We start from the raw sequence: 24,675 nt of genomic DNA, 5'->3' as shown, positions 1-24,675 counted from the left end.
GCCCCCGGGGGGGGGGGGGGGGGGGGGGGGGGGGGGGGGGGGGGGGGGGGCGCGCCCCCCCCCCCGCCCCCCCCCCCCCCCCCCCCCCCCCCCCCCCCCCCCCCCCCCCCCCCCCCCCCCCCCCCCCCCCCCCCCCCCGGCCCCGACCCACCACACAACCCAAGGCGCTACGCGCACCCCACCCCACAGCAACAGGCCGCCGCAGGCACCCCCGGCCCAACCGCCGGAGGCACCCGTCACCCCACCGACAAGTGATCCAACTTCCGCAAAATCACGCCTTCCCGCAACGCCCAAGGACAGATCTCCAACGTCTCCACCCCGAACAGATCCATCGCCCCCTCAGCCACCAACGCCCCCGCCAGCAACTGCCCCGCGCGCCCCTCCGAAACGCCCGGCAGTTCCGCGCGCTCGGCGACCGTCATCCCGGCCAGCCGCGGAACCCATCCCTCCAAGGACTCCCGCTTCAGCTCGCGCTGGACGTACACGCCCTCCGCGGAGCGGGCCGCGCCGGCGAGGCGGGCGAGCTGCTTGAACGTCTTCGACGTGGCGACCACATGATCAGGAGCCCCGAAGCGGCTGAATTCGCCGACCGTACGAGCGATCTGCGCCCGCACATGCCGCCGCAGCGCCCGTATGTCCTCAGGATCGGGCGGATCCCCCGGCAGCCAGCCGGCCGTGAGCCGCCCCGCCCCCAGCGGCAGCGACACCGCCGCGTCCGGCTCCTCGTCGATGCCGTACGCGATCTCCAGGGACCCGCCCCCGATGTCCAGCACCAGCAGCTTCCCGGCCGACCACCCGAACCACCGCCGGGCGGCGAGAAACGTCAGCCGAGCCTCCTCCGCACCGCTGAGAACCTGCAGCTCAACCCCGGTCTCAGTCTTCACGCGCGCGAGAACGTCATCGGCGTTGGTGGCCTCCCGCACCGCCGACGTCGCGAACGGCAGCACTTCCTCGACACCCTTGTCCTCGGCGGCCTGCAACGCCTCATGGACGACGCCGACCAGTTTGTCGACCCCCTCGGGACCGATGGCCCCGCTGTCGTCGAGGAGTTGGGCAAGGCGCAGCTCCGCCTTGTGTGAGTGCGCGGGCAACGGGCGCGCGCCAGGGTGTGCATCCACCACCAGCAGATGCACGGTGTTAGATCCCACGTCGAGGACACCGAGTCTCATGTACGGAACGCTACTGCCACCTGGGCGATCCTCCGTCCTCGAAGCCGCACCCACGGACGCCGTACCCTGGTCCCGTGCCAAAGACGAAAAAGGCGAAGAACGAAAAGATGGACAAATCCCCCAAGGGTCCCTCGAAGGGTTCCTCCACGGGTTCTTCGCAGGCGAAGGCAGCAACCAAGCCCAAGAAGTCGAAGAACGGCTCCCCTGAACCGGACGAGAAGGGGCTCGACTTCTCGCGCGCATGGGTGGAGTTCCCTGATCCGGCGGACGACGAGCAGGTCTTCCGCTGCGATCTGACATGGCTGACCTCCCGTTGGAACTGCATCTTCGGCAGCGGCTGCCAGGGCATCCAGGCCGGCCGCGCGGACGACGGCTGCTGCACGCTGGGCGCACATTTCTCGGACGAGGACGACGAGAAGCGGGTCGCCGAACATGTGGCGAGGCTCACGCCGGAGATCTGGCAGCACCACGACGAGGGCATGGAGCACGGCTGGATCTCGGAGGACGAGGACGGCGACCGCCAGACGCGCCCCTACAACGGCTCGTGCATCTTCCAGAACCGCCCCGGTTTCGCCGGCGGCGCGGGCTGCTCGCTGCACATCCTGGCCCTGAAGGAGGGCCGCGAGCCGCTGGAGACCAAGCCGGACGTCTGCTGGCAGCTGCCGGTGCGGCGGACGTACGACTGGATCGACCGGCCCGACGACACGCGCGTGCTGCAGGTGTCGATCGGTGAGTACGACCGCCGCGGCTGGGGCCCGGGCGGCCACGACCTGCACTGGTGGTGCACCTCGGCGACCTCGGCGCACGGCGCGGGCGACCCGGTGTACGTGTCCTACCGGCCGGAACTGACGGAGCTGATGGGCAAGGCGGGCTACGACCGCCTGGTCGAGCTGTGCGAGGCACGGCTGGCGTCGCAGCTGCCGTTGCTGGCACCGCATCCGGCGGACCCCGTCGACTAGGAGTCCGACCGGGGACCGACCCGCCACCGGCGCACTACGACGTCGCCGGACTCGGATCGCCGCTGCCGCTCGGCGGCGGCGCCGAGCCCCCCGGATCGGCCGGGCCGGACGGGCCGGACGGGCCGGACGAACCCGACGGCGACGGCTCGCCGGCCGTGGGCGTCGGATCGGGCGACGAGGGCGGCGGCTCGCTGGGCGTGGGGTCGGACGGAGCCGACGTCGTCGGCGAAGGATCGGGCCCGGAGGACGAGGGCGGCGGACTGCCGGGCGTCCCGGGGTCGGTCGGATCGCCGGGATGAGTGGGGTCGGTGGGATACGGGTCGGGTCCGGGGCCCGGGTCGGACGGGCTGGGGGCGGTGCCGTAGCCCTCGATGGAGACGAGGGCGCCGACGGGTGAGATCGCCACCCGCGCGCTCCAGTGCCCGGACGGCTCGCGCAGATGATCGACGTACACCTTGATCGTCAACGACTCACCGGGCGCCAGCGTTCCCGCCGACCGGCTCAGATAGAGCCAGTGCGCACCAGTGGTCGCGGACCAGCGCACCGGCGTACGCCCCGTCGCCGTGAGGGTGACGAGCGTGGTGTCGCCGCTGTGGCCGGCGGACACCTCCAGGCGCCCGGCGTCCGCCCCGCGCGCCCCACCGACGCTGATGACCTGCACGGAGACATCGGACTGGTCGCGATCACCGAAACGGTCACCGCGCTTGGCGCTCGCGTTGCCGGCGTTCTCGTAGCCGCCGTCCGCTGCGTCCCCGTCGAGGGTGCCCGGCCCGTGCGCCTCGCTCGCGCTGGCCGAGTGGCCGTCGACGCCCTCGCCGGTCGGGGTGGACCGGTAGGCGGCCCACAGGGCGAGGACCGGGGCGGCGACGACGGTGGCGACGACGGTCGTGGTGACGGCACGCGCGCGTAGCCGGTCCCGGCGGGCGGCGCGGTCCTTCGGGTCCATCGGGAAGCCACGCCGGTCGAAGCGCGGTACGGCGGCGCCACGCGCGCGTGAGTGGTGTGCGAGGGCCATGTGCAGGGCCGCGCGGGGCGCCTCCAGGACCGGCAGTTCGGCGGGGGTGACGGCCGCGCCGGGCCACCGGCCGGGGATGGCGCGCTCGGCGGTACGGCGGCAGCGCGGGCAGTCGTCGACGTGCCGGATGAGCTCGCGGCGCAGGGCCGTGCCGAGCACGAGCTGGTTGTCGCCGGTGAGCCGGGCGACGCTCGGACAGGCGCCGGTCTCGACGACGGCGAGGGCCGCGCGCGTGCGCTCGACCTCGCAGGCGGCGGAGGCGAGCAGCTCGCGGGCGGCGGCCACGTCCATGCCGAGGACGGCGGCGACCTCGTGGGCCGCGAGGTGGTGGCGTACGGCGAGTTCGAGGGCCTCGCGCTGCTCCGGGGTGGTGCCGGCGGCCTCCGGCCAGGCGAGCAGGGCGAGTTCGCGGTGCCGCTGCCGCCGGCCCTCCTCGGAGACGGGCGGGCAGGAAGCCGGCGCTCCCGCCTGTGCCCCGGTCGGCCGATGGGCGCCGGGCCTGGCCGCCGCATGGCTGCCCGGACGTTTCTGCTTGGCCTCGGCCAGCTTGCGCAGACACGCCCAGCGGGCCAGTGCGTACAGCCAGGGCCGCCGGTCCGCGGCGGCTTGCGGCACCCGCTGACCGCGCCGCTCGGCGAGCGCGAGGGCGTCGCCGAGGGCGGCGGTCGCGGTGTCGTGGTCGCACAGGACGGACAGGCAGTAGGTGAACAGCCCGTCCAGATACGGCTCGTAGCGCGCGGGCGGCCGCTGCGCCAGCGTTCGCGCCGCCGCACGATCACGCGCCTCCCGATGCGCCCGATGCGCGCCGGCGGTGCGGGTCGAGGTCTCCGGACTGCTGCTCATCATTGGTGGACCGTAGGGGGCTGCGGGTGGCGCCTTCTCCCTGCTTGAGCTCTTTTACTCCGTACGGGTGAAACGATCCCTCAATCGAGGGCAGGGGCACGGGATTCCGTGACTTGTGCATGGCGAGGCGGCCAGGACGAGGCGCTTCCGCCGCACGGCGTTGTCAGTGGGCTCGGTTACGGTTCTTCGCATGGCTGCCCGTACCAAGACCACGAAGGACCGCCCGTCCTACCGCTGCACGGAGTGCGGCTGGCAGACGGCCAAGTGGCTCGGCCGCTGCCCCGAGTGCCAGGCATGGGGGACGGTCGAGGAGTACGGCGCGCCCGCGGTCCGTACGACGACGCCGGGGCGGGTGACGACGTCCGCGGTGCCCATCGGGCAGGTCGACGGCCGGCAGGCGACCGCGCGGTCCACCGGCGTGCCGGAGCTGGACCGTGTCCTCGGCGGTGGCCTGGTGCCCGGCGCGGTGGTCCTCCTCGCGGGCGAACCCGGCGTCGGCAAGTCCACACTGCTGCTCGACGTGGCGGCCAAGTCGGCGAGTGACGCGCACCCCACGCTCTATGTCACCGGCGAGGAGTCTGCGAGCCAGGTGCGGCTGCGCGCCGACCGCATCGGCGCCATCGACGACCACCTCTATCTCGCCGCCGAGACCGATCTGGCCGCCGTCCTGGGCCACTTGGACGCGGTGAAGCCGTCGCTGCTCATCCTCGACTCCGTACAGACCGTGGCCTCCCCGGAGATCGACGGCGCGCCCGGCGGCATGGCACAGGTCCGTGAGGTGGCCGGCGCTCTGATCCGGGCCTCCAAGGAGCGCGGGATGTCCACGCTCCTTGTGGGACACGTCACCAAGGACGGCGCCATCGCCGGCCCCCGCCTCCTCGAACACCTCGTGGACGTGGTGCTGCACTTCGAGGGCGACCGGCACGCGCGCCTGCGCCTCGTGCGAGGCGTCAAGAACCGCTACGGCGCGACGGACGAGGTCGGCTGCTTCGAACTGCACGACGAGGGCATTACGGGCCTTACTGACCCGAGCGGACTTTTCCTGACCCGTCGTGCCGAACCGGTCCCCGGTACCTGCCTGACGGTCACCTTGGAGGGCCGCCGCCCCCTGGTGGCCGAGGTCCAGGCGCTCACGGTCGACTCGCAGATCCCCTCGCCCCGCCGTACGACGTCGGGCCTGGAGACGTCCCGGGTCTCGATGATGCTGGCCGTGCTGGAGCAGCGCGGGCGGATCAGCGCGCTCGGCAAGCGGGACATCTACTCCGCGACGGTCGGCGGAGTGAAGCTGTCGGAGCCCGCGGCGGACCTCGCCGTCGCCCTCGCGCTCGCCTCCGCCGCCAGCGACACCCCCCTGCCCAAGAACCTCGTCGCGATCGGCGAGGTGGGCCTCGCGGGCGAGGTCAGACGGGTCACGGGCGTGCAGCGCAGGCTCGCCGAAGCGCACCGGCTGGGCTTCACGCACGCGCTCGTGCCGGGCGACCCGGGCAAGATCCCTTCCGGCATGAAGGTGCTGGAAGTGGCCGACATAGGGGACGCCCTCCGGGTCCTTCCGCGCTCGCGTCGGCGAGAGGCCCCACGGGACGAGGAGGAGCGCCGGTAGACTTTGCCCTGGTCCCGCCCGTCCGTACGAACCAAGTGTGCGAAACGGGAGCGCCCCAGAACCTGCGACCGGAGGAGTGCAGTGGCAGCCAACGACCGGGTAGCAGCTCCCGGAAAGTCCGGTGGGAGTGCCGGTTCCGATGGCCTGATGCGCGCCTCGCTGAGCGCGGTGGCACCCGGCACGGCCCTGCGGGACGGACTGGAGCGAGTGCTCCGCGGTAACACCGGCGGGCTCATCGTGCTCGGCTTCGACAAGACGGTCGAGACGATGTGTACGGGCGGATTCGTCCTGGATGTCGAGTTCGCGGCGACGCGGCTGCGGGAGCTGTGCAAGCTCGACGGCGGCATCGTGCTGTCGTCCGACCTGTCGAAGATCCTGCGGGCGGGCGTGCAGTTCGTGCCCGACGCGACGATCCCGACGGAGGAGACGGGCACCCGGCACCGTACGGCGGACCGGGTCAGCAAGCAGGTCGGCTTCCCGGTCGTGTCGGTCTCCCAGTCGATGCGGCTGATCGCGCTGTACGTCGACGGCCAGCGCCGCGTGCTGGAGGACTCGGCGGCGATCCTCTCCCGCGCCAACCAGGCCCTGGCGACGCTGGAGCGCTACAAGCTCCGCCTGGACGAGGTCGCGGGAACGTTGTCAGCGCTGGAGATCGAGGACCTGGTGACGGTCCGCGACGTCTCCGCGGTCGCCCAGCGCCTGGAGATGGTGCGCCGTATCGCGACCGAGATCGCCGAGTACGTGGTGGAGCTGGGCACCGACGGCCGCCTTCTGGCGCTCCAGCTGGACGAGTTGATCGCGGGCGTGGAGCCCGAGCGTGAGCTCGTGGTGCGCGACTACGTCCCCGAGCCGACGGCCAAGCGCTCGCGCACGGTCGACGAGGCGCTGTACGAGCTGGACGCCCTCACCCACGCCGAGCTCCTGGAACTGGCCACGGTGGCAAAGGCGTTGGGCTACACGGGATCCCCGGAGGCGCTGGACTCGGCGGTCTCCCCGCGCGGCTTCCGCCTCCTGGCCAAGGTGCCGAGGCTGCCCGGCGCCATCATCGACCGCCTGGTGGAGCACTTCGGCGGCCTGCAGAAGCTGCTCGCCGCCAGCGTGGACGACCTGCAGACCGTGGACGGCGTGGGCGAGGCCCGGGCGCGGAGCGTGCGCGAGGGGCTGTCGCGGCTGGCAGAGAGCTCGATCCTGGAGCGGTACGTCTAGCGGGCCTGTCCAGGTCCAGCAGGTCTGAAGGGGCGCGGGGCTGTCATCGTCATGCGGCGGCCGCGCGTTCGGCATGTGGCCGCCGCCGCGTGGGCGCGACCAGCCACGACGGCCCCGCAGCACGACGGGGTCACGACGCGGACAACCGGCGCCCCGTCGCGGCCACTTCAGCGCGGCGCCTAGTCGTTCTCCAGCACGAACGATGTCTGCGCCGTCCCGAACCCGGGGGTCTTGGCCTCCACCAGATACGTCCCCGGCTTGGCCGATCCCGCGGCGGGCGTCGCGCACTGCGGAGCGCTCGCCTGGCGGTCCCACTTCACCGTGTACGTGATGGCCGAAGCGGCGGGCACCCGGAACACCAGGCTGCCGGAGACCTTGGGGCAGTCGGCGGAGGACCAGAAGTCGTCCTCGGCTCCCGCCTGAGTGATCGTCACCACCGAGTTCTTCGGACCGAGATCGATCTTGCAGTCGTAGCTGGAGGTGTTCGTCGCGGTCAGCAGCAGGGCCGGCGTCTGGCCGGGCTCGTACGCGTTGTGGAGGCTGCTCACCGTCACCTTCACCGCGCCCGCGATGCAGTCGCTCAGCGTGGAGCCCGCGGCCACCGTGTCGTCCACGCCGACGCCGGTCCCCGAACCGCCGCCCGCGGATCCGCTGCCCGAGCCGTCCGACCCTGCGGAGCCGCCGGAACCGTCGCCCCCGGCGCCCGTGCCGTCACCGGAGCCCGAGCCGCCGGAGTCCCCGCCGCCGGGCGACTCGTCCCGCCCGCCCGGCGCCTGACTGATCGCCGGCCCCGAAGTCGACGGCCCCGGCGTGATCGTCGAGGGCTCGGGATTCTTGCCGTCGGACCCGCCCGCGTCGTTGTTGCCGCCTCCGCCGCCCGAAGTGAGCACCCAGGTGGTCAGCAGTGCCAACACGGCGACCACGGACAGCATGACGACCCTCCGGCGCCAGTAGATGGAGGAGGGAAGCGGCCCGACAGGATTGCGCAGAGATCCCACGGCGCAAACTGTACGAGAGATCGGTGCGCCAGCTTGCTCCACCCGCCGCCGAAGTCCGCAACTTTTCCGGATCATCATCTTGGCAGCCATCCATCACCCGCGCTGCGACGACCACCCGGTGTGACGGTAACGGCCCGCCGCCTACGGTCCGTGACCATGGGCTTCGAGGACGCCGCGCTCTACCGGGACATCACCGGCTTCGCCCACGACACTCCAAGGTGGGTACAACACGCCGCCGGGATATGGACGGAGGCCGGACTGCTGCTGTTCGCGGAGCTGTTCGTCGCCACTTGATGGCGAGCCGGGCGGACACCACCCGAGCGTTCGCGATCGCGGCCCTTGCACCTCTGGCCACAGCTATGGCGCACCTCCGCGGTGAGCTCCTCAAGTCCGTTGTCACCGGGGAGCGTTCGAGGCGTACGAATGTCCAGCAGGGCCACGTCGGCCCGGTGACAACCCCTCATCTGCGGAAGGGCGTTGGGACAGGCCGACGACCCTGGGGATCACGTCCTTGGCGGCGAGCCGCTCCTCGTCGTCGGAGAGAGGCCGAAGTGGTCGACGGAAACGAGGAGTTCGCCGCTCGCGCGGTGTGTTCCGGCAGGACCTGAACGCGGTCGTGGACCGACGCGCCGGGCCGCAGCTCGCCAACCGCGCCCAAGAGGGCGAGTCGACGCGACGGCGGGCAGCGCGATCCGCGCCGTGCCGAGAGGGCTGGGGACCGCAAGCCCCCACGAACCGCACCCCACCTCAACCACCAGCCACAACGCACCGGAACCCGCACCTACCCACCCGACCGCCACCGGCATGGCAGGATCGGAAGGCCATGACTGCGCCCACGAAACCCCCGCACAGCCACCCCGCCGACATCGGCTCGGACGCCCCTCTCGCCAAGCCTCTGCAAGAACTCGCCCAGCCTCTGCAAGAAACCGTCATCGACTGGTTCGACGAAAACGCCCGCGACCTCCCCTGGCGGCGCCCCGAGGCCGGCCCCTGGGGGGTGATGGTCAGCGAGTTCATGCTGCAGCAGACGCCCGTGAACCGCGTCCTGCCCGTCTACGAACAGTGGCTCGCCCGCTGGCCCCGCCCCGCCGACCTCGCCAAGGAGGCCCCCGGCGAGGCCGTGCGCGCCTGGGGCCGGCTCGGCTACCCGCGCCGCGCGCTGCGGCTGCACGGTGCCGCCGTCGCCATAGCGGAACGGCACGGCGGGGACGTACCGACCGACCATGCCCAGCTCCTCGCGCTGCCCGGCATCGGCGAGTACACGGCGGCCGCGGTGGCCTCCTTCGCGTATGGCCAGCGCCACCCCGTACTGGACACCAACGTCCGCCGGGTCTTCGCCCGCGCCGTCACCGGTGTGCAGTACCCCCCGAACGCGACCACCGCCGCCGAGCGCAAGCTCGCCCGCACCCTGCTCCCCGACGACGAGCGCACCGCCGCACGCTGGGCCGCCGCGTCCATGGAACTCGGCGCGCTGGTGTGCACGGCGAAGAACGAGTCGTGTCACCGCTGCCCGATCGCCGCGCAGTGCGCCTGGCGGCTCGCGGGCAAGCCGGAGCACGACGGGCCGCCGCGCCGTGGACAGACGTACGCCGGCACCGACCGCCAGGTGCGCGGCAAGCTGCTCGCCGTACTCCGCGAGGCCCACACGCCCGTCCCGCAGGCAGCCCTCGACCGGGTGTGGCACGAGCCGGTGCAGCGCGCCCGCGCCCTGGACGGCCTGGTCGCGGACGGTCTGGTGGAGCCGTTGCCGGGCGGGTTGTACCGGCTGCCGCTGACCTGATGCCCGCCCCGGCCGGCCAGCCCGCCTGACGCACAGTCACATCACAGCCGTAGGCCCTCTGCAACACACCACACACAGGCGTCGCATGGCCGCCGCACGACCACCATCCCGCCAAATCACCCCATACCCACACCAAACGATCGACCGTTTTACCCCTTTCCTGATTCCGTTACACAACCGACGGACAGCCGAGCGCTAGCCGCAGGCTGCTTCGGACAGCCCCGTGACAACGCCTCCGTAGCTTCATTTCCGTACCCGACAGGCGGGGACGACTACGAACCACAGGCAGTGAGACCGACGGCGAACGGCCGGCCGGACACGGGGAATCGGAGGCGGTCAAGATGGCGCAGGGAGAGGTGCTCGAGTTCGAGGAGTACGTCCGCACCCGGCAGGACGCGCTGCTGCGCAGCGCCCGCCGACTGGTCCCGGACCCGGTGGACGCCCAGGACCTGCTGCAGACGGCGCTGGTGCGGACGTACCACCGCTGGGACGGCATAGCGGACAAGCGACTCGCGGACGCCTACCTGCGCCGGGTCATGATCAACACGCGCACCGAGTGGTGGCGGGCCCGCAAGCTGGAGGAGGTGCCGACCGAGCAGCTCCCGGACGCCTCGGTCGACGACTCCACCGAGCAGCACGCCGACCGCGCCCTGCTGATGGACATCATGAAGGTGCTGGCACCCAAGCAGCGCAGTGTCGTGGTGCTGCGACACTGGGAGCAGATGTCCACGGAGGAGACGGCCGCCGCCCTCGGCATGTCGGCCGGAACGGTCAAGAGCACGCTGCACCGGGCGCTCGCCCGGCTCCGCGAGGAGCTGGAGAGCCGCGATCTGGACGCACGCGCGCTGGAGCGTGAGGAGCGGGAGCGTTGCGCGGCCTAGGCACGACAGCGGGCGGCACCGGACACACGGGCAGGACCGGGCACACGGACCAGGGTGACAGGGACACGGACGGGGATTCCGAGGACGTCGGCCCCGACCGCCCCGGGCACGTGACCGCCCGGGGAACCTTGCAGGCGGCGTTCACGGCGGTGGCCGTGGTCGTCGCCCTCGCCCTTTTCGCCTCCGCGTGCGCCACCGGCGGCACCGGCGCCCGCGACGAGGGACCGGCGCACGACGTGGCGGGCGGCTCGACCGTCTCGGCGTCGCTCGCGGCATCTCCCTCCGCCTCGGCCGCCCCGGACCCGGCGGAGGCCGTCCGCCTGGTCAAGGCGGACCCCGCCGTCTCGGCGGAGGTCAAGCGCGAGCTGAAGCCGTGCGTGTCCGACGACTATCCCGTCGACGTGTCCTACGGCGATCTGACCGGCGGCCCGGCGGACGACATCGTGATCAACGTCCTGTCCTGCGGCGACGAGATCAGCGTCGCCTCGTACGTGTACCGCGAGCAGCGCGGCGCCTACCGCAATGTGTTCAAGGCCGAGGAGCCGCCGGTCTACGCCGAGATCGACCGCGGTCTGCTGGTGGTGACCAAGCAGGTGTACGCCAAGGACGACGCGCTTTCGAACCCGTCCAGCGAGTACGTGATCCAATATCTGTGGACCTCCGACCACTTCGTCGTGAAGCACCGCGCGCGCACCTACTACGGCACTCTCGGTGGCGGTGACGAGTCGGCGGCGCCCGACAGCTGAGCACCCACCCGCGGCAGCGGTGAACGCATCGGCCGGTTCACGCGTCCCCCAAGTGGACACGCACGACGCACCTCCAAGTACATACGGCACACGGCACACGAGGACTGAGAGCACCGGGATGGCAGACCAGACCCACGTTCTGTTCGTCGAGGACGACGACGTCATCCGCGAGGCCACCCAGCTCGCCCTGGAGCGGGACGGCTTCGCGGTCACCGCCATGCCCGACGGGCTGTCGGGGCTGGAGGCCTTCCGGGCGAACCGGCCGGACATCGCGTTGCTGGACGTCATGGTCCCGGGCCTGGACGGCGTCAGCCTGTGCCGCCGTATCCGCGACGAGTCGACCGTACCGGTGATCATGCTGTCGGCGCGCGCGGACTCGATCGACGTGGTGCTGGGCCTGGAGGCGGGCGCGGACGACTACGTGACCAAGCCGTTCGACGGTGCCGTGCTGGTCGCGCGGATCCGCGCCGTGCTGCGCCGCTTCGGGCACGCGGGCCGCGACGACCGGGCGGACGACGCCGGGGCGGCGGCCACCGGCGGGGTCCTGACCTTCGGCGAGCTCGAGGTCGACACCGAGGGCATGGAGGTGCGCAGGGCCGGGGAGCCGGTGGCGCTCACGCCGACCGAGATGCGGCTGCTGCTGGAGTTCTCCTCCGCGCCGGGCACGGTGCTTTCGCGGGACAAGCTGCTGGAGCGCGTGTGGGACTACGGCTGGGGCGGTGACACCCGGGTGGTCGACGTGCATGTGCAGCGGCTGCGGACGAAGATCGGCCAGGACCGCATCGAGACGGTCCGTGGCTTCGGCTACAAGTTGAAGGCCTGAGCGGGGCGGACATGAGGGGGACCTTTCGACACGCGGCCGCGTCCGGCGCCGGGCACGCGGGGCTCACGGACTCGGCGGACATCGCGGGTCAGGGCGTGATCGGCCGTACGGGCATACGCGCGAGCAGGCTCACGGGCAGCAGGGTGGCCATTCGCACGGGCCTGCGGTGGAAGCTGAGCGCGGCGATCGCGCTGGTCGGCGCGCTCGTGGCGATCGTGCTGAGCCTGGTCGTGCACAACCAGGCCCGGGTCTCGATGCTGGACAGCGCGCGCGACCTCGCGGACGAGCGCGTCCAGATCGCCCAGCGCAGCTATGAGCAGTCCAAGCGGCTGAACTTCCCCAACGCCTCGATCAACGACCCGGAACTGCCCGCGGCACTGCGGGAGAAGGTCGAGGAGGGCCGGCGGGCGACGTATGTGACCGACACCCCGAGCGGCGCGCCGGACATCTGGGCGGCCGTACCGCTCAACGACGGTCGTGTGCTGTCGCTGCGCACCGGCTGGACCGACCGCAGTGAGCACATCCTCAACCGCCTCGACCAGGCCATGATCATCGGCTCCGTCTCGGTCGTCCTCGGCGGCAGCGCGCTCGGCGTGCTCATCGGCGGGCAGTTGTCGCGCCGGCTGCGCAAGGCGGCGGCCGCGGCGAACCAGGTCGCGAGCGGGGAGCCGGACGTGCGGGTGCGGGACGCCATCGGGGGTGTCGTACGGGACGAGACCGACGACCTGGCGAGCGCGGTGGACGCCATGGCGGACGCGTTGCAGCAGCGGCTGGAGGCGGAGCGCCGGGTCACCGCGGACATCGCGCACGAGCTGCGCACGCCGGTGACGGGCCTGCTGACGGCGGCCGAACTCCTGCCTCCCGGCCGGCCCACCGAACTGGTCCTGGACCGGGCGAAGGCGATGCGCACGCTCGTCGAGGACGTCCTGGAGGTGGCCCGCCTGGACAGCGCATCGGAGCGGGCCGAGTTGCAGGGCATCATGCTGGGCGAGTTCGTCAGTCGGCGGGTGGCGGCGAAGGATCCCGCCATCGAGGTGCGGGTCATCCACGAGTCGGAGGTCACGACCGACCCTCGACGCCTGGAGCGGGTGCTGTTCAACCTGCTGGCGAACGCGGCGAAGCACGGCAGGCCGCCGATCGAGGTCAGCGTCGAAGGCCGGGTCATCCGGGTCCGCGACCACGGCCCCGGTTTCCCCGAGGACCTGCTCGCCGACGGCCCCAGCCGCTTCCGCACCGGCAGCAGCGACCGCTCGGGCCACGGCCACGGCCTCGGCCTGACGATCGCGGCAGGCCAGGCCCGCGTCCTCGGCGCCCGTCTGACCTTCCGCAACATCCGCCCGCCGGGCGCCCCGGACCACGTGCCGTCAGAGGGCGCGGTGGCCGTCCTCTGGCTCCCGGAGCACGCACCGACGAACACGGGGAGCTACCCGATGCTGCCGTAGGGGGTCTACGGGGAGGGGAGCCGTCCGGTCACTTCCCGGCGCCGGCCCGTGCATTTCAGCCCGTCCGGCGTTTGAGGACAAGGCCCCTTCAGGGCCGAAGCGGGGGTCTGGGGGCCGCAGGCCCCCAGGAGGGCGGGGTCGAAGGGGCAGCGCCCCTGGGGATGGGACGGGTAGGGGCGGCGGGGGGGGGGAACAAAGAAGCCCCCGGGCAGAACATCCCCGAGGGCCCCCACACACCGCCCACTCAGACGGCCTCCACCACCGCAACCCTGTCCGCAGAACCGTCCGGAGCCCCAGCGTCCCCCTTCGCCCCGGCCCCCCTGAGCGGCACCTCTTTCACGAACACAGCCGCCACCAACGCGACCACGGCGACCACGGCCCCGAGGAGAAACGCCGAGTGCGTACCGGCCGACACCGCGTGCTTGTACGCCTCGCTCACAGCGGCCGGCAACTTCGCCAGCCCCTTCGCGTCCAGCTGCGCCGACTGCTCGGTCACCTTCGCCCCCAACGCCCCGCCCCGCTCGGCCATGACGTCCTGCACCCGGCTGTTGAACAGCGCCCCCATGATCGCGACACCGAACGAGGACCCGAGCGTGCGGAAGAGCGTGGTGGACGAGGACGCGACACCCATGTCCTTCATCTCCACACTGTTCTGCGCGACCAGCATCGTGATCTGCATCAGACAGCCCATACCGAGCCCGACCACGGCCATGTACACACCGGACGTGAACCGGCTGGTCCCGGTGTCCATCAACGACAGCAGATACAGCCCGACGACCATCAGCACACTGCCGACGACCGGGAACACCTTGTACCGCCCGGTGTTCGTGGTCACCCGACCGGCGACCATCGAGGTGACCAGCATCGCCCCGAGCATCGGCAGCAACAGCAGCCCGGAATTGGTGGCGGAAGCACCCTGTACCGACTGCTGGTACAGCGGCAGGAACAACGTCGCACCGAACATCACGAACCCGGTGATGAACCCGATCACCGACATCAGCGTGAAGTTCCGGCTGCGGAAGATGTGCAGCGGCACCACCGGCTCCGCCGCCTTGGTCTGCCAGAACACGAACCCGACGAGCGCCGCGACCCCGATCCCGACGAGCTCCATGATCATCGCGGATGTCCAGGCGTACTCCGTACCACCCCACGTGGTGACCAGCACGATCGCGGTGATCCCCACGGTCAGCAGCGCCGCCCCGAGATAGTCGATCCGCGCCTGAGCCCGCTTCTTCGGCAGATGCAGTACGGCACTGATCGCACCCAGCGCCACGACACCGAGCGGCAGGTTGATGTAGAAGGCCCAGCGCCAGCCCCAGTGGTCGGTGATGGTGCCACCGACCAGCGGCCCGCCGATCATCGCCAGCGCCATCACGCCGGCCATCATGCCCTGGTACTTGCCCCGCTCCCGCGGTGGAATCAGATCACCGATGATCGCCATGACGCCGACCATCAGGCCACCGGCACCGAGCCCCTGCACCGCCCGGAACGCGATCAGCTGCCCCATGTCCTGGGCCATGCCGCTCAGCGCGGAGCCGATCAGGAACAGCACGATCGACGACATGAAGACGCCCTTGCGCCCGTACATGTCGCCGAGCTTGCCCCACAGGGGAGTGGAGGCCGCGGTCGCCAGCGTGTACGCCGTCACGACCCACGACAGATGCTCCAGACCGCCCAGCTCACCCACGATCGTCGGCATCGCCGTGCCCACGATCATGTTGTCGAGCATCGCGAGCATCATCGTGATCATCAGCGCGAGCAGCACGACCCGTACGCTCTTCGGCTGCTTCACGCCCGGATCCGCCGCCTCCGGCTCAGCTGTCTTCGTGTCCGCCATGATTCCCACTCCCCCAGCCACTTGCTTGCACTTACTTGCCGCCCGGCTAGTTGTCTACACTCAGGGAAGTTAGGCGCGTAACTAGCCGGGCGTCAAGTAAGTTTTATGGAAAGTCGAGGAGTACGAGGATGGGTGGCACCATGGACGGCACCAAGCAGCGGCGCCGCGGGAACACCCGCCAGCGCATTCAGGACGTGGCCCTCGAACTCTTCGCCGAGCAGGGCTACGAGAAGACCTCCCTGCGCGAGATCGCCGAGCGCCTGGAGGTCACGAAGGCGGCCCTGTACTACCACTTCAAGACCAAGGAAGAGATCATCGTCAGCCTCTTCGAGGATCTGACGCAGCCGATCGAGGACCTGATCGAGTGGGGTAAGCGGCAGCCGCACACGCTGGAGACGAAGCAGGAGATCGTACGCCGCTACAGCGAGATCCTGACCGGCGCGGCCCCGCTCTTCCGCTTCATGCAGGAGAACCAGGCCACCGTCCGCGAGCTGAGCATCGGCGAGATGTTCAAGAACCGCATGCTCGGCATGCGCGACATCGTCATCGACCCGGATGCCGACCTCGTCGACCAGGTCCGCTGCATCAGCGCCCTGTTCACGATGCACGCCGGGATGTTCGTCCTGAAGGACCTCGAAGGCGACCCCGAGGAAAAGCGCAAGGCCATCCTCGAGGTCGCCACGGATCTGATCACCCAGGCGCACAAGGGCGTCTGAACGGACCGGTCCGTCAGATCTTCAGGCCCTTGGCCCGCAGGAAGGCGACGGGGTCGACAGCGGAGCCGTAGTTGGCGGTCGTACGGATCTCGAAGTGCAGGTGCGGCCCGCTGGAGTTACCGGTGTTGCCGGACTTGGCTATCTGCTGCCCGGTCTTGACGACCTGGCCGACCTTCACGTCGACGCGCGACAGGTGGGCGTACTGGGAGTAGGTCCCGTTGCCGTGCTTGATGACGACGGCGTTGCCGTACGCGGGACCGTCACCGGCGCCGTTGCCGCCGGCCTTGACGACGGTGCCGCCGTGCGCGGCCACGACCTGGGTACCGCTGGCGACGGCGAAGTCCTGCCCGCTGTGGGTGGACTGCCACATGCCGCCCGCCTGGGCGAAGCTGGCGGACTTCGTGTACTTCTTCACCGGGCTCACCCAGGAGACGGCCTTCTTGGCGGGGGCCTTCTTCGCGGCGGCCTGCGCCTGTACGGCGGTGGAGACACCGGTGGCGGAGGTCATCTCGGCGGCGACCGCGCCTCCGGCGCCCAGCACGACCGTGGCCCCCAGGCCGGCGGCCAGCACAGCGGCACGGTTGCGGATCGAGGACGTACGGGACGAACGGAACGAGAAGCGCGGGGACATTCGAAACCTCATGGGGACGACGACAGAGAAAACCACCCGGCGGACAAGTCCTCGCCGAATGGCCATCCCTTGGTAACCCGGCCCCCCTCGAACCCCAAAACCCCTGATCTACGACGGACTCTAGTACTCCCCCACAAAATTCCCCGTGTCTTGACAGAGCACCCAATACGGACGAACCCGTACTGACGCTGAAATCCTGGGCCAGCTTTTGAGGCGAACGCCCTTTTTGTCCTGTAGCCCGTTTCCACTATTCCCGCTAGTAACGGACAAATCGCCTGTGCGGCATGTCACCGCCGAGCGCAATCGCGAGACCCCGGAATGTGACGGGCGCTACGCCTTCCCCTCCGCTTTTCCGCAACAAATCCGCGCCCAACTATGTGAGCGACGCCTCAAGTTGAGCTACCGTCCGGTAACCCCTTGGTTCCCCATCAGCCACCCCCGCGCACGAACATGCTCGCGACCACCACAGCGCACGTGACGTGAGAGGACCCCCCACATGACGCTTCGCCCCTGGGCTCGCCGAATATCGGTCAGCACCGTCTCCGCGGCGGCCCTCGTGGCCCTCGCGGTTCCCGCCGATGCCGCGACGACCGCGACGAGCACCTCCACCACCGCCATCGGCACGCAAGCAACGGCGTCCGCGGCGGATGTCGACTACGGCACCTGGCAGAAGGACTGCCAGGCGGTGATGGACCAGGCGCTGCCGTACCTGAAGCAGCGGATCGCGAACACCAAGCCGGGTGAGAAGCAGGCGATCGTCTTCGACATCGACAACACCACCCTGGAGACGGACTTCGGCTTCAGCTACCCGCAGCCGGCCAACGGGCCGGTCCTGGAGGCCGCCAAGTACGCCCAGGAGCACGGCGTCTCCCTGTTCTTCGTGACCGCCCGCCCGGGCATCATCTACTCGGTGACCGACTACAACCTCAAGCACGTCGGTTACCAGGTCTCCGGCCTCTACGTGCGCAGCTTCGGCGACCTCTTCAAGGACGTCGCCGTGTACAAGACGGCCCAGCGCGCCGACATCGAGTCGAAGGGCTACACGATCATCGCGAACATCGGCAACAGCGCCACCGACCTGTCGGGCGGCCACGCCGAGAAGACGTACAAGCTGCCGGACTACGACGGCCAGTTGTCGTAAGCCACCCGCCTTCGGGCATGCGAAAGGGGCCGGTGCGGATAAGCACCGGCCCCTTTCTTCGGCTCAACCCCCGGAGGGTCAGGCGTCCTTGCTCAGGTTCGGCCCGGTTCCACCGGCCGCCTGCTCGATCGGCGGGACGTCCGGCAGCGCCGACTTCTCCTCACCGCGGAAGGTGAAGGTCTTGGCGTCGCCCTCGCCCTCGGTGTCCACGACCACGATGTGACCGGGACGCAGCTCGCCGAAGAGGATCTTCTCCGACAGCGAGTCCTCGATCTCGCGCTGGATGGTCCGGCGCAGCGGCCGGGCGCCCAGCACGGGGTCGTAGCCCTTCTTGGACAGCAGCTCCTTGGCGGACTGGGAGAGCTCGATGCCCATGTCCCGGTCCTTCAGGCGCTCGTCCACCTTGCCGATCATCAGGTCGACGATCCGCAGGATGTCGTCCTGGGTCAGCTGCGGGAAGACGACCACGTCGTCGACGCGGTTGAGGAACTCGGGACGGAAGTGCTGCTTGAGCTCGTCCGACACCTTGTTCTTCATGCGCTCGTAGTTGGTCTTCGTGTCACCCGAGGCCGCGAAGCCCAGGTTGAAGCCCTTGGAGATGTCCCGGGTGCCGAGGTTGGTCGTCATGATGATGACCGTGTTCTTGAAGTCCACGACCCGGCCCTGGGAGTCGGTCAGGCGACCGTCCTCCAGGATCTGCAGCAGCGAGTTGAAGATGTCCGGGTGGGCCTTCTCCACCTCGTCGAAGAGGACGACGGAGAACGGCTTGCGGCGGACCTTCTCGGTCAGCTGGCCACCCTCTTCGTAGCCCACGTAGCCGGGGGGCGAACCGAAGAGACGCGACACCGTGTGCTTCTCGCTGAACTCCGACATGTCGAGGGAGATCAGCGCGTCCTCGTCACCGAAGAGGAACTCGGCGAGCGCCTTGGACAGCTCGGTCTTACCGACACCGGACGGGCCGGCGAAGATGAACGAACCACCGGGGCGCTTCGGGTCCTTCAGACCGGCACGCGTACGGCGGATCGCCTTCGACAGCGCCTTGACGGCGTCGTTCTGGCCGATGACCCGCTTGTGGAGCTCGTCCTCCATGCGGAGCAGGCGGCTGGACTCCTCCTCGGTCAGCTTGAAGACCGGGATGCCGGTGGCGGTCGCGAGGACCTCGGCGATCAGCTCGCCGTCGACCTCGGCGACGACGTCCATGTCGCCGGCCTTCCACTCCTTCTCCCGCTTGGCCTTGGCGGCCAGGAGCTGCTTCTCCTTGTCGCGGAGGGAGGCGGCCTTCTCGAAGTCCTGCGAGTCGATCGCGGACTCCTTGTCCCGGCGGACACCGGCGATCTTCTCGTCGAACTCGCGCAGGTCCGGCGGCGCGGTCATCCGGCGGATGCGCATCCGGGAACCGGCCTCGTCGATCAGGTCGATCGCCTTGTCCGGCAGGAAGCGGTCCGAGATGTACCGGTCGGCCAGGGTGGCGGCCTGGACCAGCGCCTCGTCCGTGATGGAGACCCGGTGGTGGGCCTCGTACCGGTCACGCAGACCCTTGAGGATCTCGATCGTGTGCGGCAGGGACGGCTCGGCGACCTGGATGGGCTGGAAGCGGCGCTCCAGGGCCGCGTCCTTCTCCAGGTGCTTGCGGTACTCGTCCAGCGTGGTGGCGCCGATGGTCTGCAGCTCACCGCGGGCCAGCATCGGCTTCAGGATCGAAGCCGCGTCGATGGCGCCCTCGGCGGCACCCGCACCGACCAGCGTGTGGAGCTCGTCGATGAACAGGATGATGTCGCCGCGGGTGCGGATCTCCTTGAGCACCTTCTTCAGGCGCTCCTCGAAGTCACCGCGGTAGCGGGAGCCGGCGACCAGCGCGCCGAGGTCGAGGGTGTAGAGGTGCTTGTCCTTGAGGGTCTCGGGCACCTCGCCCTTGACGATGGCCTGGGCGAGGCCCTCGACGACGGCGGTCTTGCCGACGCCGGGCTCACCGATCAGGACCGGGTTGTTCTTCGTACGGCGGGACAGCACCTGCATGACCCGCTCGATCTCCTTCTCGCGCCCGATGACCGGGTCGAGCTTGGACTCACGAGCGGCCTGGGTGAGGTTCCGGCCGAACTGGTCGAGGACCAGGGACGTCGAGGGCGTGCCCTCGGCAGGCCCGCCGGCGGTGGCGGTCTCCTTGCCCTGGTAGCCGGAGAGCAGCTGGATGACCTGCTGCCGCACCCGGTTGAGATCTGCGCCCAGCTTGACCAGGACCTGGGCGGCGACGCCCTCGCCCTCACGGATCAGGCCGAGCAGGATGTGCTCCGTGCCGATGTAGTTGTGGCCCAGCTGAAGGGCCTCGCGGAGCGACAGCTCCAGGACCTTCTTGGCACGGGGGGTGAAGGGGATGTGCCCGGACGGGGCCTGCTGGCCCTGGCCGATGATCTCCTCCACCTGCTGGCGGACCGCCTCGAGCGAAATCCCGAGGCTCTCAAGGGCCTTGGCGGCGACACCCTCACCCTCGTGGATCAGGCCCAGGAGGATGTGCTCGGTGCCGATGTAGTTGTGGTTGAGCATCCGGGCTTCTTCCTGAGCCAGGACGACAACCCGCCGCGCGCGGTCGGTGAACCTCTCGAACATCGTTAATCGCTCCTCAGAGCGGTCAGGCAGTGGGGGGAACTTCCCCTCCCTGTCCTTCCGCAGCTTAGTCCCGCAAGCGGGGACCGCTCATTCCAACTGCCGACACCGTCGATGGCCTCCTGACCCCGCTAACGCCGACATCTGCTCCAACCCGATGGTGCGAGACGATGTTCCCGCAGGCCAGGTGGTTACCCTCACCATCAGTACGCCGATGGCGAACGTGAGACCCACTGTCCTGCGTGTCGCCCCCTCCCACTAGGGATGTCTTACCCGCTGGGACTGACACTCCATGCCGCGCCCCCCGGTTCCCTCCGCTACGGGCGAACAACCTTGCGCCACCCCACACCCCCGCGCGCCCCCGTTTCCAGCACTCTGCGCATACGCCAGGACACCCAGCGTAACCCGCACGTCCATTCGGCGGTTGCACTTGGCATGTTCGGCACCCGCCTCTCGACCACCACGAACTCCGCCACGATCCCCTTCCCCCGTCGGCCGCTCGATCCGAGCGATCAGGTCCGCCGGTGGTACGAGAACGAACTGGGGTGGCCGGTGGTGCCCGGGCCGCCGGGATTCCCCCTGAGCCTTCGCGTGGGTCTGCGCTTCGACGTCCTGGACGTCCCCGCCGAGGCGGGGAGCGCGGCACTGCGCCATCTGGCGCCCCGCTCCCCGGTGGCCGTCCGGGGCGAGCGGATGCTGCTGCTCATGTCCGCGGGCAGCGCCCAGGAGGTGCCGGGGGTCATGGACTGGCTGGACTGGGGCACGCTGCCCCTGGACCTGGCGACGCTCGGCGAGGGCGACCTCATGGAGGCGCCCCTGCCACCGGAGCAGGGGCCGGTCATGACCGTACGGCCTCTCGATACGCGATCGACGGAGGCCGTACGACGTCCTGGCGTGCCGGAGCCCGGTGAGGCGCGGCCGCTTCCCCTGGGCCGCTCCGACGCCGTGCAGGGGGCCGCCGTGTGGCTGCGACCCCCCGAGCCTGGGGGCGAGGTCGAGGCCTCGCTGCCGACACTGTCGGCCATGGGGGGCGGTGGGGGCGCCCCCGATCTGGTGCGGATTCTGGCCACGGTGGCAACGCAATGCCACCGCCTGCGACTGCGACGCGGATGCGCCCAGCCTTTCGCCGTCCGTGGATAAGGCGTTGCCCTCGGATCAGGCGTTGACCTCTGATCAGGCGTTCGCCTTCTCGTAGGCCTCGCGAATGGACGCCGGGACGCGGCCGCGGTCGTTGACCTCGTAACCGTTCTCCTTCGCCCACGCGCGGATCTGCGCGGTGTCCTGGCTGCCACCGGAAGCGGCGCGCGCCTTTCCACGCCCGCCCGAAGCGCGGCCTCCGGTACGACGACCGCCCTTCACGTAAGGGTCGAGAAGGCCACGGAGCTTGTCCGCATTGGCAGTCGTGAGATCGATCTCGTACGTCTTGCCGTCCAGCGCGAACGTCACGGTCTCGTCCGCCTCGCCGCCGTCGAGGTCGTCGACAAGAAGGACCTGAACCTTCTGTGCCACCGGATTTCCTTTCATCGATAACTTGAGGGCCGGGGGTCTGCGGCGTCCGCCGTTTCGCCGTCCCCTGTTATATGCAGTACTGCAGTACGTCGGAAAGCAAACCGCTTTTGCTGGAAAAACACAAACCCCCGGGAGAGACCCACAGGCCGACCGCGGTCCGGAAACATGCGCGTTTCGGACATAGGGCACCTGGGCAGGGTCGGCCGCCGGAATAGCGGGCGGCGATCACAGATGCAGAAGCATCCGGCTGTTGCCCAAGGTGTTCGGTTTCACTCGTTCGAGACCGAGGAACTCCGCCACGCCCTCGTCATAGGAACGCAGCAGCTCCGCGTAGACATCGGTGTCCACCGGCGTCTCGCCGATCTCGACGAAGCCGTGCTTGCCGAAGAAGTCCACTTCGAAGGTCAGGCAGAAAACCCGGCGAACGCCGAGCCAGCGCGCGGTGTGCAGCAACTTCTCCAGCAACTGATGGCCGACGCCGGCGCCCTTCAGGCCGGGCTTCACCGCCAGAGTGCGGACTTCCGCCAGGTCTTCCCACATCACGTGCAGGGCGCCGCAGCCGACGACCTCGCCGTTGTCGTCACGTTCGGCGACCCAGAACTCCTGGATGTCCTCGTAAAGCGTCACCGTGGCTTTGTCGAGCAGGATGCGACGCTGGACGTACTCGTCAAGGAGACGACGCACCGCCTCGACATCGCTGGTGCGGGCCCGCCGGACGGTGATGGCTTTTGCGGTGACTTCTGGGCTCTCCGCCGAGGAGCTCTCGGCCGAGTGGCTCTCTGCTGACATGAGCGGACGCTATCGCCCGTCGGGCCCCTGCGCCGCGCCGGGGTTCTCACTGCCGGTATCGGCACGGGTATCCGGGCTGGTATCGCCGCTGGTATCGCCGCTGGCATGGGGGGCTGTATCGGTGCCGGTATCTGTGCTGCGGGTATCGGTAGCGGGGGTATCGGTGCCGCCCGTATCGGTGCCGCCCGTATCGGCGCTCTCGGTATCGGCGCTCGTAACGCGGCGCGTATCGGGCGGCTGTGCGGGTTCGGGTGTTTCCGGGCCCTGGACGATGCGTACGGCGTCCCGCAGGGCCGTGCGCTGTTCCTCGCTCATCATGCCGAAGAAGGCGACGAGTGCGGCTGCGGGGTTGTCGCTCTGCGACCAGGCGTCGTTCATCAGGGCGGCGGCGTAGGCGGCTCGTGTGGAGACGGCCTCATATCGATAGGCCCGGCCTTCCGCTTCGCGGCGTACCCAGCCCTTCTGATGGAGATTGTCCAAAACGGTCATCACCGTGGTGTACGCGATGGACCGTTCCTGCTGGAGATCTTCCAGGACTTCTCGAACGGTCACCGGGCGGTTCCACTTCCACACCCGCGTCATGACCGCGTCTTCGAGTTCTCCCAAGGGGCGAGGCACAGCTCAGCACAATAGTGGGAGATACCGATGTTTGCGTGCCGAGCGTGCGCTTCAGCTAGCAAACGGGAACAAAAAGGGCGTACGACTCGGAAAGCGCTGGGCTCGGAGTCGTACGCCGTTGACGCGTCGGCGCCCGGATTCAGGCGCCGGGTTCAGGCTTCCGGGTTCGCGGGGGCCTGGCGGGTGACCTCCACGCGCGCGAGGGCGGCGTCCACGGCCGCGTCCTCCTTGGCCTTGTTGGCTCCGCCCTGGGTCTTCACGATCACCCTGATCAGACCGATGAAGAACACGGCCATGACCGTCGGGGGGAGGAGTGCGGAGACGTAGTCCATGCGTCCAGGGTAGCCAGGGGGTGGGGCTCGGTCGGGGTGGGGGTTGGGGGGCCGTCAGCCTGCGGCGAGCTGCTGGGGCGGGGTTGTGGGGGGTGGGGTCGGTTTGCGGCGCGGGAAGACCTCGCCGGGGGTGGGGATGGGGCGCGTCGGCTTCGGGGCGGCGGGGGTGGGGCCGGGGGCGGGGGCGGGGCCTCGGCCGGGTGTGGGGGGTGCCGGCTTTTCGGCGGGCTTCTTCCGGGGCTGCTTGCCGGGTTCCTGGCCGGCATCCTGGGCGGGGACGCGGACCGCGGGGGTGGGCGAACCGTCGGAGAGGCCTCCAGGGAGGGCCTGGAAGCGCGTACGGGAGCCGGGGACGGTCGGGGTGACGCGGGGGGCCGGGGTGGCCGTACGGCGCGTGAGGCGGGCTCGTACGTCCTGCTCGGCGAGTGCCCGGCAGCGGCCGAGGAGGGTGGCCGCGGTGGGGTTGCCGCGCAGGGCCCGCAGGGCGGCGAGGTCGTCGGAGGTCGGGTGGTACCCGGCGCTCAGGGCCTCCTCGATCAGGGTGAGGTAGCCGACCGCGGAGCCGGGGAGGTCGGCGCGGCAGCGGGCGAGGTCGGCCACCAGGAAGGCGCGCATCCGGGCGCCCTCGCGCATGGCCTCGTCGAGGGACTCGGCGAGGCGGAGGCAGTCCTGGACGTCCTCGGCCGTGGCGGGGCTGGGGTGGAGGGCGAGGGCGAGAGCGCGGCGGAGCACACGCAGCTCCTCCACGCCGAACGCCATGCCGCCGCGGGATCCGTATGGCGTGGGCATGGGCCGACGATACGCGCTAATCAGACAAACGCGGCATAACGGGAGAGGGTGTGGCGTGCGGAGCCACTCGGGTGGTGGGGGTGCGCGTGTATGCCTGCGGCGGCCTGTTGCTGTGGGGTGGGGTGCGCGTAGCGCCTTGGGTTGTGTGGTGGGTCGGGGCCGTGCCGGGGGGTGTCCGTCCTCGGTCCGGTGCTGGACCTTGCGCTGGAGGTGCCGTCCCTTGACACCGGACTCTGCGGGCGGACACCCC

General features: G+C 70.2%; 23 protein-coding genes. 12 read left to right on the top strand and 11 right to left on the bottom strand.

The window, feature by feature from the left end; genetic code table 11:
* Window positions 1-236 precede the first annotated feature (236 nt).
* Complete coding sequence (locus ACIREI_RS44745; RefSeq protein WP_403346045.1) at window positions 237-1,169, bottom strand: Ppx/GppA family phosphatase; 933 nt, start codon at window positions 1,167-1,169, stop codon at window positions 237-239.
* A gap of 74 nt (window positions 1,170-1,243) precedes the next feature.
* Between ACIREI_RS44745 and ACIREI_RS44740 the strand changes: the two genes are divergently transcribed.
* A complete protein-coding gene (locus tag ACIREI_RS44740) occupies window positions 1,244-2,128 on the top strand; it encodes a hypothetical protein (RefSeq protein ID WP_403346043.1) in 885 nt (294 codons plus the stop codon).
* Between the two features lie 34 nt (window positions 2,129-2,162).
* Here ACIREI_RS44740 and ACIREI_RS44735 read toward each other — a convergent pair whose 3' ends face one another.
* Window positions 2,163-3,989 carry a hypothetical protein gene (locus tag ACIREI_RS44735; protein ID WP_403346041.1) on the bottom strand — a complete coding sequence of 609 codons (1,827 nt, stop codon included), beginning with the start codon at window positions 3,987-3,989 and terminating at the stop codon, window positions 2,163-2,165.
* A gap of 187 nt (window positions 3,990-4,176) precedes the next feature.
* Between ACIREI_RS44735 and radA the strand changes: the two genes are divergently transcribed.
* On the top strand, window positions 4,177-5,586 hold the full coding sequence (gene radA, locus ACIREI_RS44730) for a DNA repair protein RadA (protein ID WP_403346039.1): 1,410 nt from the start codon (window positions 4,177-4,179) through the stop codon (window positions 5,584-5,586).
* A gap of 81 nt (window positions 5,587-5,667) precedes the next feature.
* Entirely contained in the window at window positions 5,668-6,792 is a 1,125-nt protein-coding gene (gene disA / locus ACIREI_RS44725) for a DNA integrity scanning diadenylate cyclase DisA (RefSeq protein ID WP_062703690.1), read from the top strand.
* Window positions 6,793-6,971: 179 nt separating this feature from the next.
* Here the strand turns inward: disA and ACIREI_RS44720 are convergent, their stop codons facing one another.
* A complete protein-coding gene (locus ACIREI_RS44720; protein WP_403346037.1) occupies window positions 6,972-7,790 on the bottom strand; it encodes a hypothetical protein in 819 nt (272 codons plus the stop codon).
* Between the two features lie 156 nt (window positions 7,791-7,946).
* On the opposite strand from ACIREI_RS44720, the gene ACIREI_RS44715 reads away from it, so the two are divergent.
* From ACIREI_RS44715 to cseC, 6 genes are all read left to right on the top strand, one after another.
* The gene (locus ACIREI_RS44715) at window positions 7,947-8,084 is read left to right on the top strand and encodes a hypothetical protein (RefSeq protein WP_403346035.1); all 138 of its coding nucleotides are present in this window, start codon (window positions 7,947-7,949) and stop codon (window positions 8,082-8,084) included.
* A gap of 529 nt (window positions 8,085-8,613) precedes the next feature.
* On the top strand, window positions 8,614-9,570 hold the full coding sequence (locus ACIREI_RS44710) for an A/G-specific adenine glycosylase (protein ID WP_403346033.1): 957 nt from the start codon (window positions 8,614-8,616) through the stop codon (window positions 9,568-9,570).
* A 341-nt stretch (window positions 9,571-9,911) separates the two neighbouring features.
* A complete protein-coding gene (locus ACIREI_RS44705; protein WP_003999062.1) occupies window positions 9,912-10,451 on the top strand; it encodes a SigE family RNA polymerase sigma factor in 540 nt (179 codons plus the stop codon).
* A 110-nt stretch (window positions 10,452-10,561) separates the two neighbouring features.
* On the top strand, window positions 10,562-11,197 hold the full coding sequence (locus tag ACIREI_RS44700) for a hypothetical protein (protein ID WP_403346069.1): 636 nt from the start codon (window positions 10,562-10,564) through the stop codon (window positions 11,195-11,197).
* A gap of 118 nt (window positions 11,198-11,315) precedes the next feature.
* Window positions 11,316-12,020 (top strand): two-component system response regulator CseB, encoded by a 705-nt coding sequence (gene cseB / locus ACIREI_RS44695; RefSeq protein ID WP_403346032.1) that lies wholly within the window; start codon window positions 11,316-11,318, stop codon window positions 12,018-12,020.
* 11 nt (window positions 12,021-12,031) lie between these two features.
* Complete coding sequence (cseC, locus tag ACIREI_RS44690) at window positions 12,032-13,462, top strand: two-component system sensor histidine kinase CseC (protein WP_403346030.1); 1,431 nt, start codon at window positions 12,032-12,034, stop codon at window positions 13,460-13,462.
* Window positions 13,463-13,706: 244 nt separating this feature from the next.
* On the opposite strand, the gene ACIREI_RS44685 is transcribed toward cseC, so the two are convergent.
* Window positions 13,707-15,299 carry an MDR family MFS transporter gene (locus ACIREI_RS44685; protein ID WP_403346028.1) on the bottom strand — a complete coding sequence of 531 codons (1,593 nt, stop codon included), beginning with the start codon at window positions 15,297-15,299 and terminating at the stop codon, window positions 13,707-13,709.
* A 128-nt stretch (window positions 15,300-15,427) separates the two neighbouring features.
* On the opposite strand from ACIREI_RS44685, the gene ACIREI_RS44680 reads away from it, so the two are divergent.
* Entirely contained in the window at window positions 15,428-16,015 is a 588-nt protein-coding gene (locus ACIREI_RS44680; RefSeq protein WP_403346026.1) for a TetR/AcrR family transcriptional regulator, read from the top strand.
* A 13-nt stretch (window positions 16,016-16,028) separates the two neighbouring features.
* On the opposite strand, the gene ACIREI_RS44675 is transcribed toward ACIREI_RS44680, so the two are convergent.
* A complete protein-coding gene (locus ACIREI_RS44675) occupies window positions 16,029-16,646 on the bottom strand; it encodes a M23 family metallopeptidase (RefSeq protein WP_403346024.1) in 618 nt (205 codons plus the stop codon).
* A 496-nt stretch (window positions 16,647-17,142) separates the two neighbouring features.
* On the opposite strand from ACIREI_RS44675, the gene ACIREI_RS44670 reads away from it, so the two are divergent.
* A complete protein-coding gene (locus ACIREI_RS44670) occupies window positions 17,143-17,787 on the top strand; it encodes an HAD family acid phosphatase (protein ID WP_403346023.1) in 645 nt (214 codons plus the stop codon).
* 78 nt (window positions 17,788-17,865) lie between these two features.
* On the opposite strand, the gene ACIREI_RS44665 is transcribed toward ACIREI_RS44670, so the two are convergent.
* Window positions 17,866-20,391, bottom strand: a complete 2,526-nt coding sequence (locus tag ACIREI_RS44665) for an ATP-dependent Clp protease ATP-binding subunit (RefSeq protein WP_403346021.1) — start codon at window positions 20,389-20,391, stop codon at window positions 17,866-17,868.
* 432 nt (window positions 20,392-20,823) lie between these two features.
* On the opposite strand from ACIREI_RS44665, the gene ACIREI_RS44660 reads away from it, so the two are divergent.
* The gene (locus ACIREI_RS44660; protein WP_403346019.1) at window positions 20,824-21,528 is read left to right on the top strand and encodes an SCO3374 family protein; all 705 of its coding nucleotides are present in this window, start codon (window positions 20,824-20,826) and stop codon (window positions 21,526-21,528) included.
* A 33-nt stretch (window positions 21,529-21,561) separates the two neighbouring features.
* Here ACIREI_RS44660 and ACIREI_RS44655 read toward each other — a convergent pair whose 3' ends face one another.
* The 5 genes from ACIREI_RS44655 to ACIREI_RS44635 form a co-directional block, all read right to left on the bottom strand.
* Window positions 21,562-21,897: an Lsr2 family protein gene (locus tag ACIREI_RS44655; RefSeq protein ID WP_030959275.1), complete on the bottom strand. Its 336-nt coding sequence runs from the start codon at window positions 21,895-21,897 to the stop codon at window positions 21,562-21,564.
* Between the two features lie 225 nt (window positions 21,898-22,122).
* The gene (locus ACIREI_RS44650; protein WP_403346016.1) at window positions 22,123-22,686 is read right to left on the bottom strand and encodes an amino-acid N-acetyltransferase; all 564 of its coding nucleotides are present in this window, start codon (window positions 22,684-22,686) and stop codon (window positions 22,123-22,125) included.
* A gap of 9 nt (window positions 22,687-22,695) precedes the next feature.
* On the bottom strand, window positions 22,696-23,268 hold the full coding sequence (locus ACIREI_RS44645; RefSeq protein WP_403346067.1) for a BlaI/MecI/CopY family transcriptional regulator: 573 nt from the start codon (window positions 23,266-23,268) through the stop codon (window positions 22,696-22,698).
* Window positions 23,269-23,456: 188 nt separating this feature from the next.
* Window positions 23,457-23,636 carry a hypothetical protein gene (locus ACIREI_RS44640; RefSeq protein ID WP_403346014.1) on the bottom strand — a complete coding sequence of 60 codons (180 nt, stop codon included), beginning with the start codon at window positions 23,634-23,636 and terminating at the stop codon, window positions 23,457-23,459.
* 54 nt (window positions 23,637-23,690) lie between these two features.
* Window positions 23,691-24,395, bottom strand: coding sequence for a hypothetical protein (locus ACIREI_RS44635; RefSeq protein ID WP_403346065.1), 705 nt, complete (start codon window positions 24,393-24,395; stop codon window positions 23,691-23,693).
* Window positions 24,396-24,675 lie beyond the last annotated feature (280 nt).

This window comes from Streptomyces sp. NPDC093591 (genome assembly GCF_044764885.1).
Classification (GTDB): domain Bacteria; phylum Actinomycetota; class Actinomycetes; order Streptomycetales; family Streptomycetaceae; genus Streptomyces.
This window is presented reverse-complemented; position numbering and strand designations above follow the sequence as displayed.

Excerpts from the sequence above, each read along its gene's own strand:
- ACIREI_RS44745 (WP_403346045.1), bottom strand. The coding sequence starts at position 1,169 with ATGAGACTCGGTGTCCTCGACGTGGGATCTAACACCGTGCATCTGCTG.
- ACIREI_RS44735 (WP_403346041.1), bottom strand. The coding sequence starts at position 3,989 with ATGATGAGCAGCAGTCCGGAGACCTCGACCCGCACCGCCGGCGCGCAT.
- radA (WP_403346039.1), top strand. The coding sequence starts at position 4,177 with ATGGCTGCCCGTACCAAGACCACGAAGGACCGCCCGTCCTACCGCTGC.
- ACIREI_RS44715 (WP_403346035.1), top strand. The coding sequence starts at position 7,947 with ATGGGCTTCGAGGACGCCGCGCTCTACCGGGACATCACCGGCTTCGCC.
- ACIREI_RS44710 (WP_403346033.1), top strand. The coding sequence starts at position 8,614 with ATGACTGCGCCCACGAAACCCCCGCACAGCCACCCCGCCGACATCGGC.
- ACIREI_RS44705 (WP_003999062.1), top strand. The coding sequence starts at position 9,912 with ATGGCGCAGGGAGAGGTGCTCGAGTTCGAGGAGTACGTCCGCACCCGG.
- cseB (WP_403346032.1), top strand. The coding sequence starts at position 11,316 with ATGGCAGACCAGACCCACGTTCTGTTCGTCGAGGACGACGACGTCATC.
- cseC (WP_403346030.1), top strand. The coding sequence starts at position 12,032 with ATGAGGGGGACCTTTCGACACGCGGCCGCGTCCGGCGCCGGGCACGCG.
- ACIREI_RS44685 (WP_403346028.1), bottom strand. The coding sequence starts at position 15,299 with ATGGCGGACACGAAGACAGCTGAGCCGGAGGCGGCGGATCCGGGCGTG.
- ACIREI_RS44680 (WP_403346026.1), top strand. The coding sequence starts at position 15,428 with ATGGGTGGCACCATGGACGGCACCAAGCAGCGGCGCCGCGGGAACACC.
- ACIREI_RS44675 (WP_403346024.1), bottom strand. The coding sequence starts at position 16,646 with ATGTCCCCGCGCTTCTCGTTCCGTTCGTCCCGTACGTCCTCGATCCGC.
- ACIREI_RS44670 (WP_403346023.1), top strand. The coding sequence starts at position 17,143 with ATGACGCTTCGCCCCTGGGCTCGCCGAATATCGGTCAGCACCGTCTCC.
- ACIREI_RS44665 (WP_403346021.1), bottom strand. The coding sequence starts at position 20,391 with ATGTTCGAGAGGTTCACCGACCGCGCGCGGCGGGTTGTCGTCCTGGCT.
- ACIREI_RS44660 (WP_403346019.1), top strand. The coding sequence starts at position 20,824 with ATGTTCGGCACCCGCCTCTCGACCACCACGAACTCCGCCACGATCCCC.
- ACIREI_RS44650 (WP_403346016.1), bottom strand. The coding sequence starts at position 22,686 with ATGTCAGCAGAGAGCCACTCGGCCGAGAGCTCCTCGGCGGAGAGCCCA.
- ACIREI_RS44645 (WP_403346067.1), bottom strand. The coding sequence starts at position 23,268 with ATGACGCGGGTGTGGAAGTGGAACCGCCCGGTGACCGTTCGAGAAGTC.
- ACIREI_RS44640 (WP_403346014.1), bottom strand. The coding sequence starts at position 23,636 with ATGGACTACGTCTCCGCACTCCTCCCCCCGACGGTCATGGCCGTGTTC.
- ACIREI_RS44635 (WP_403346065.1), bottom strand. The coding sequence starts at position 24,395 with ATGGCGTTCGGCGTGGAGGAGCTGCGTGTGCTCCGCCGCGCTCTCGCC.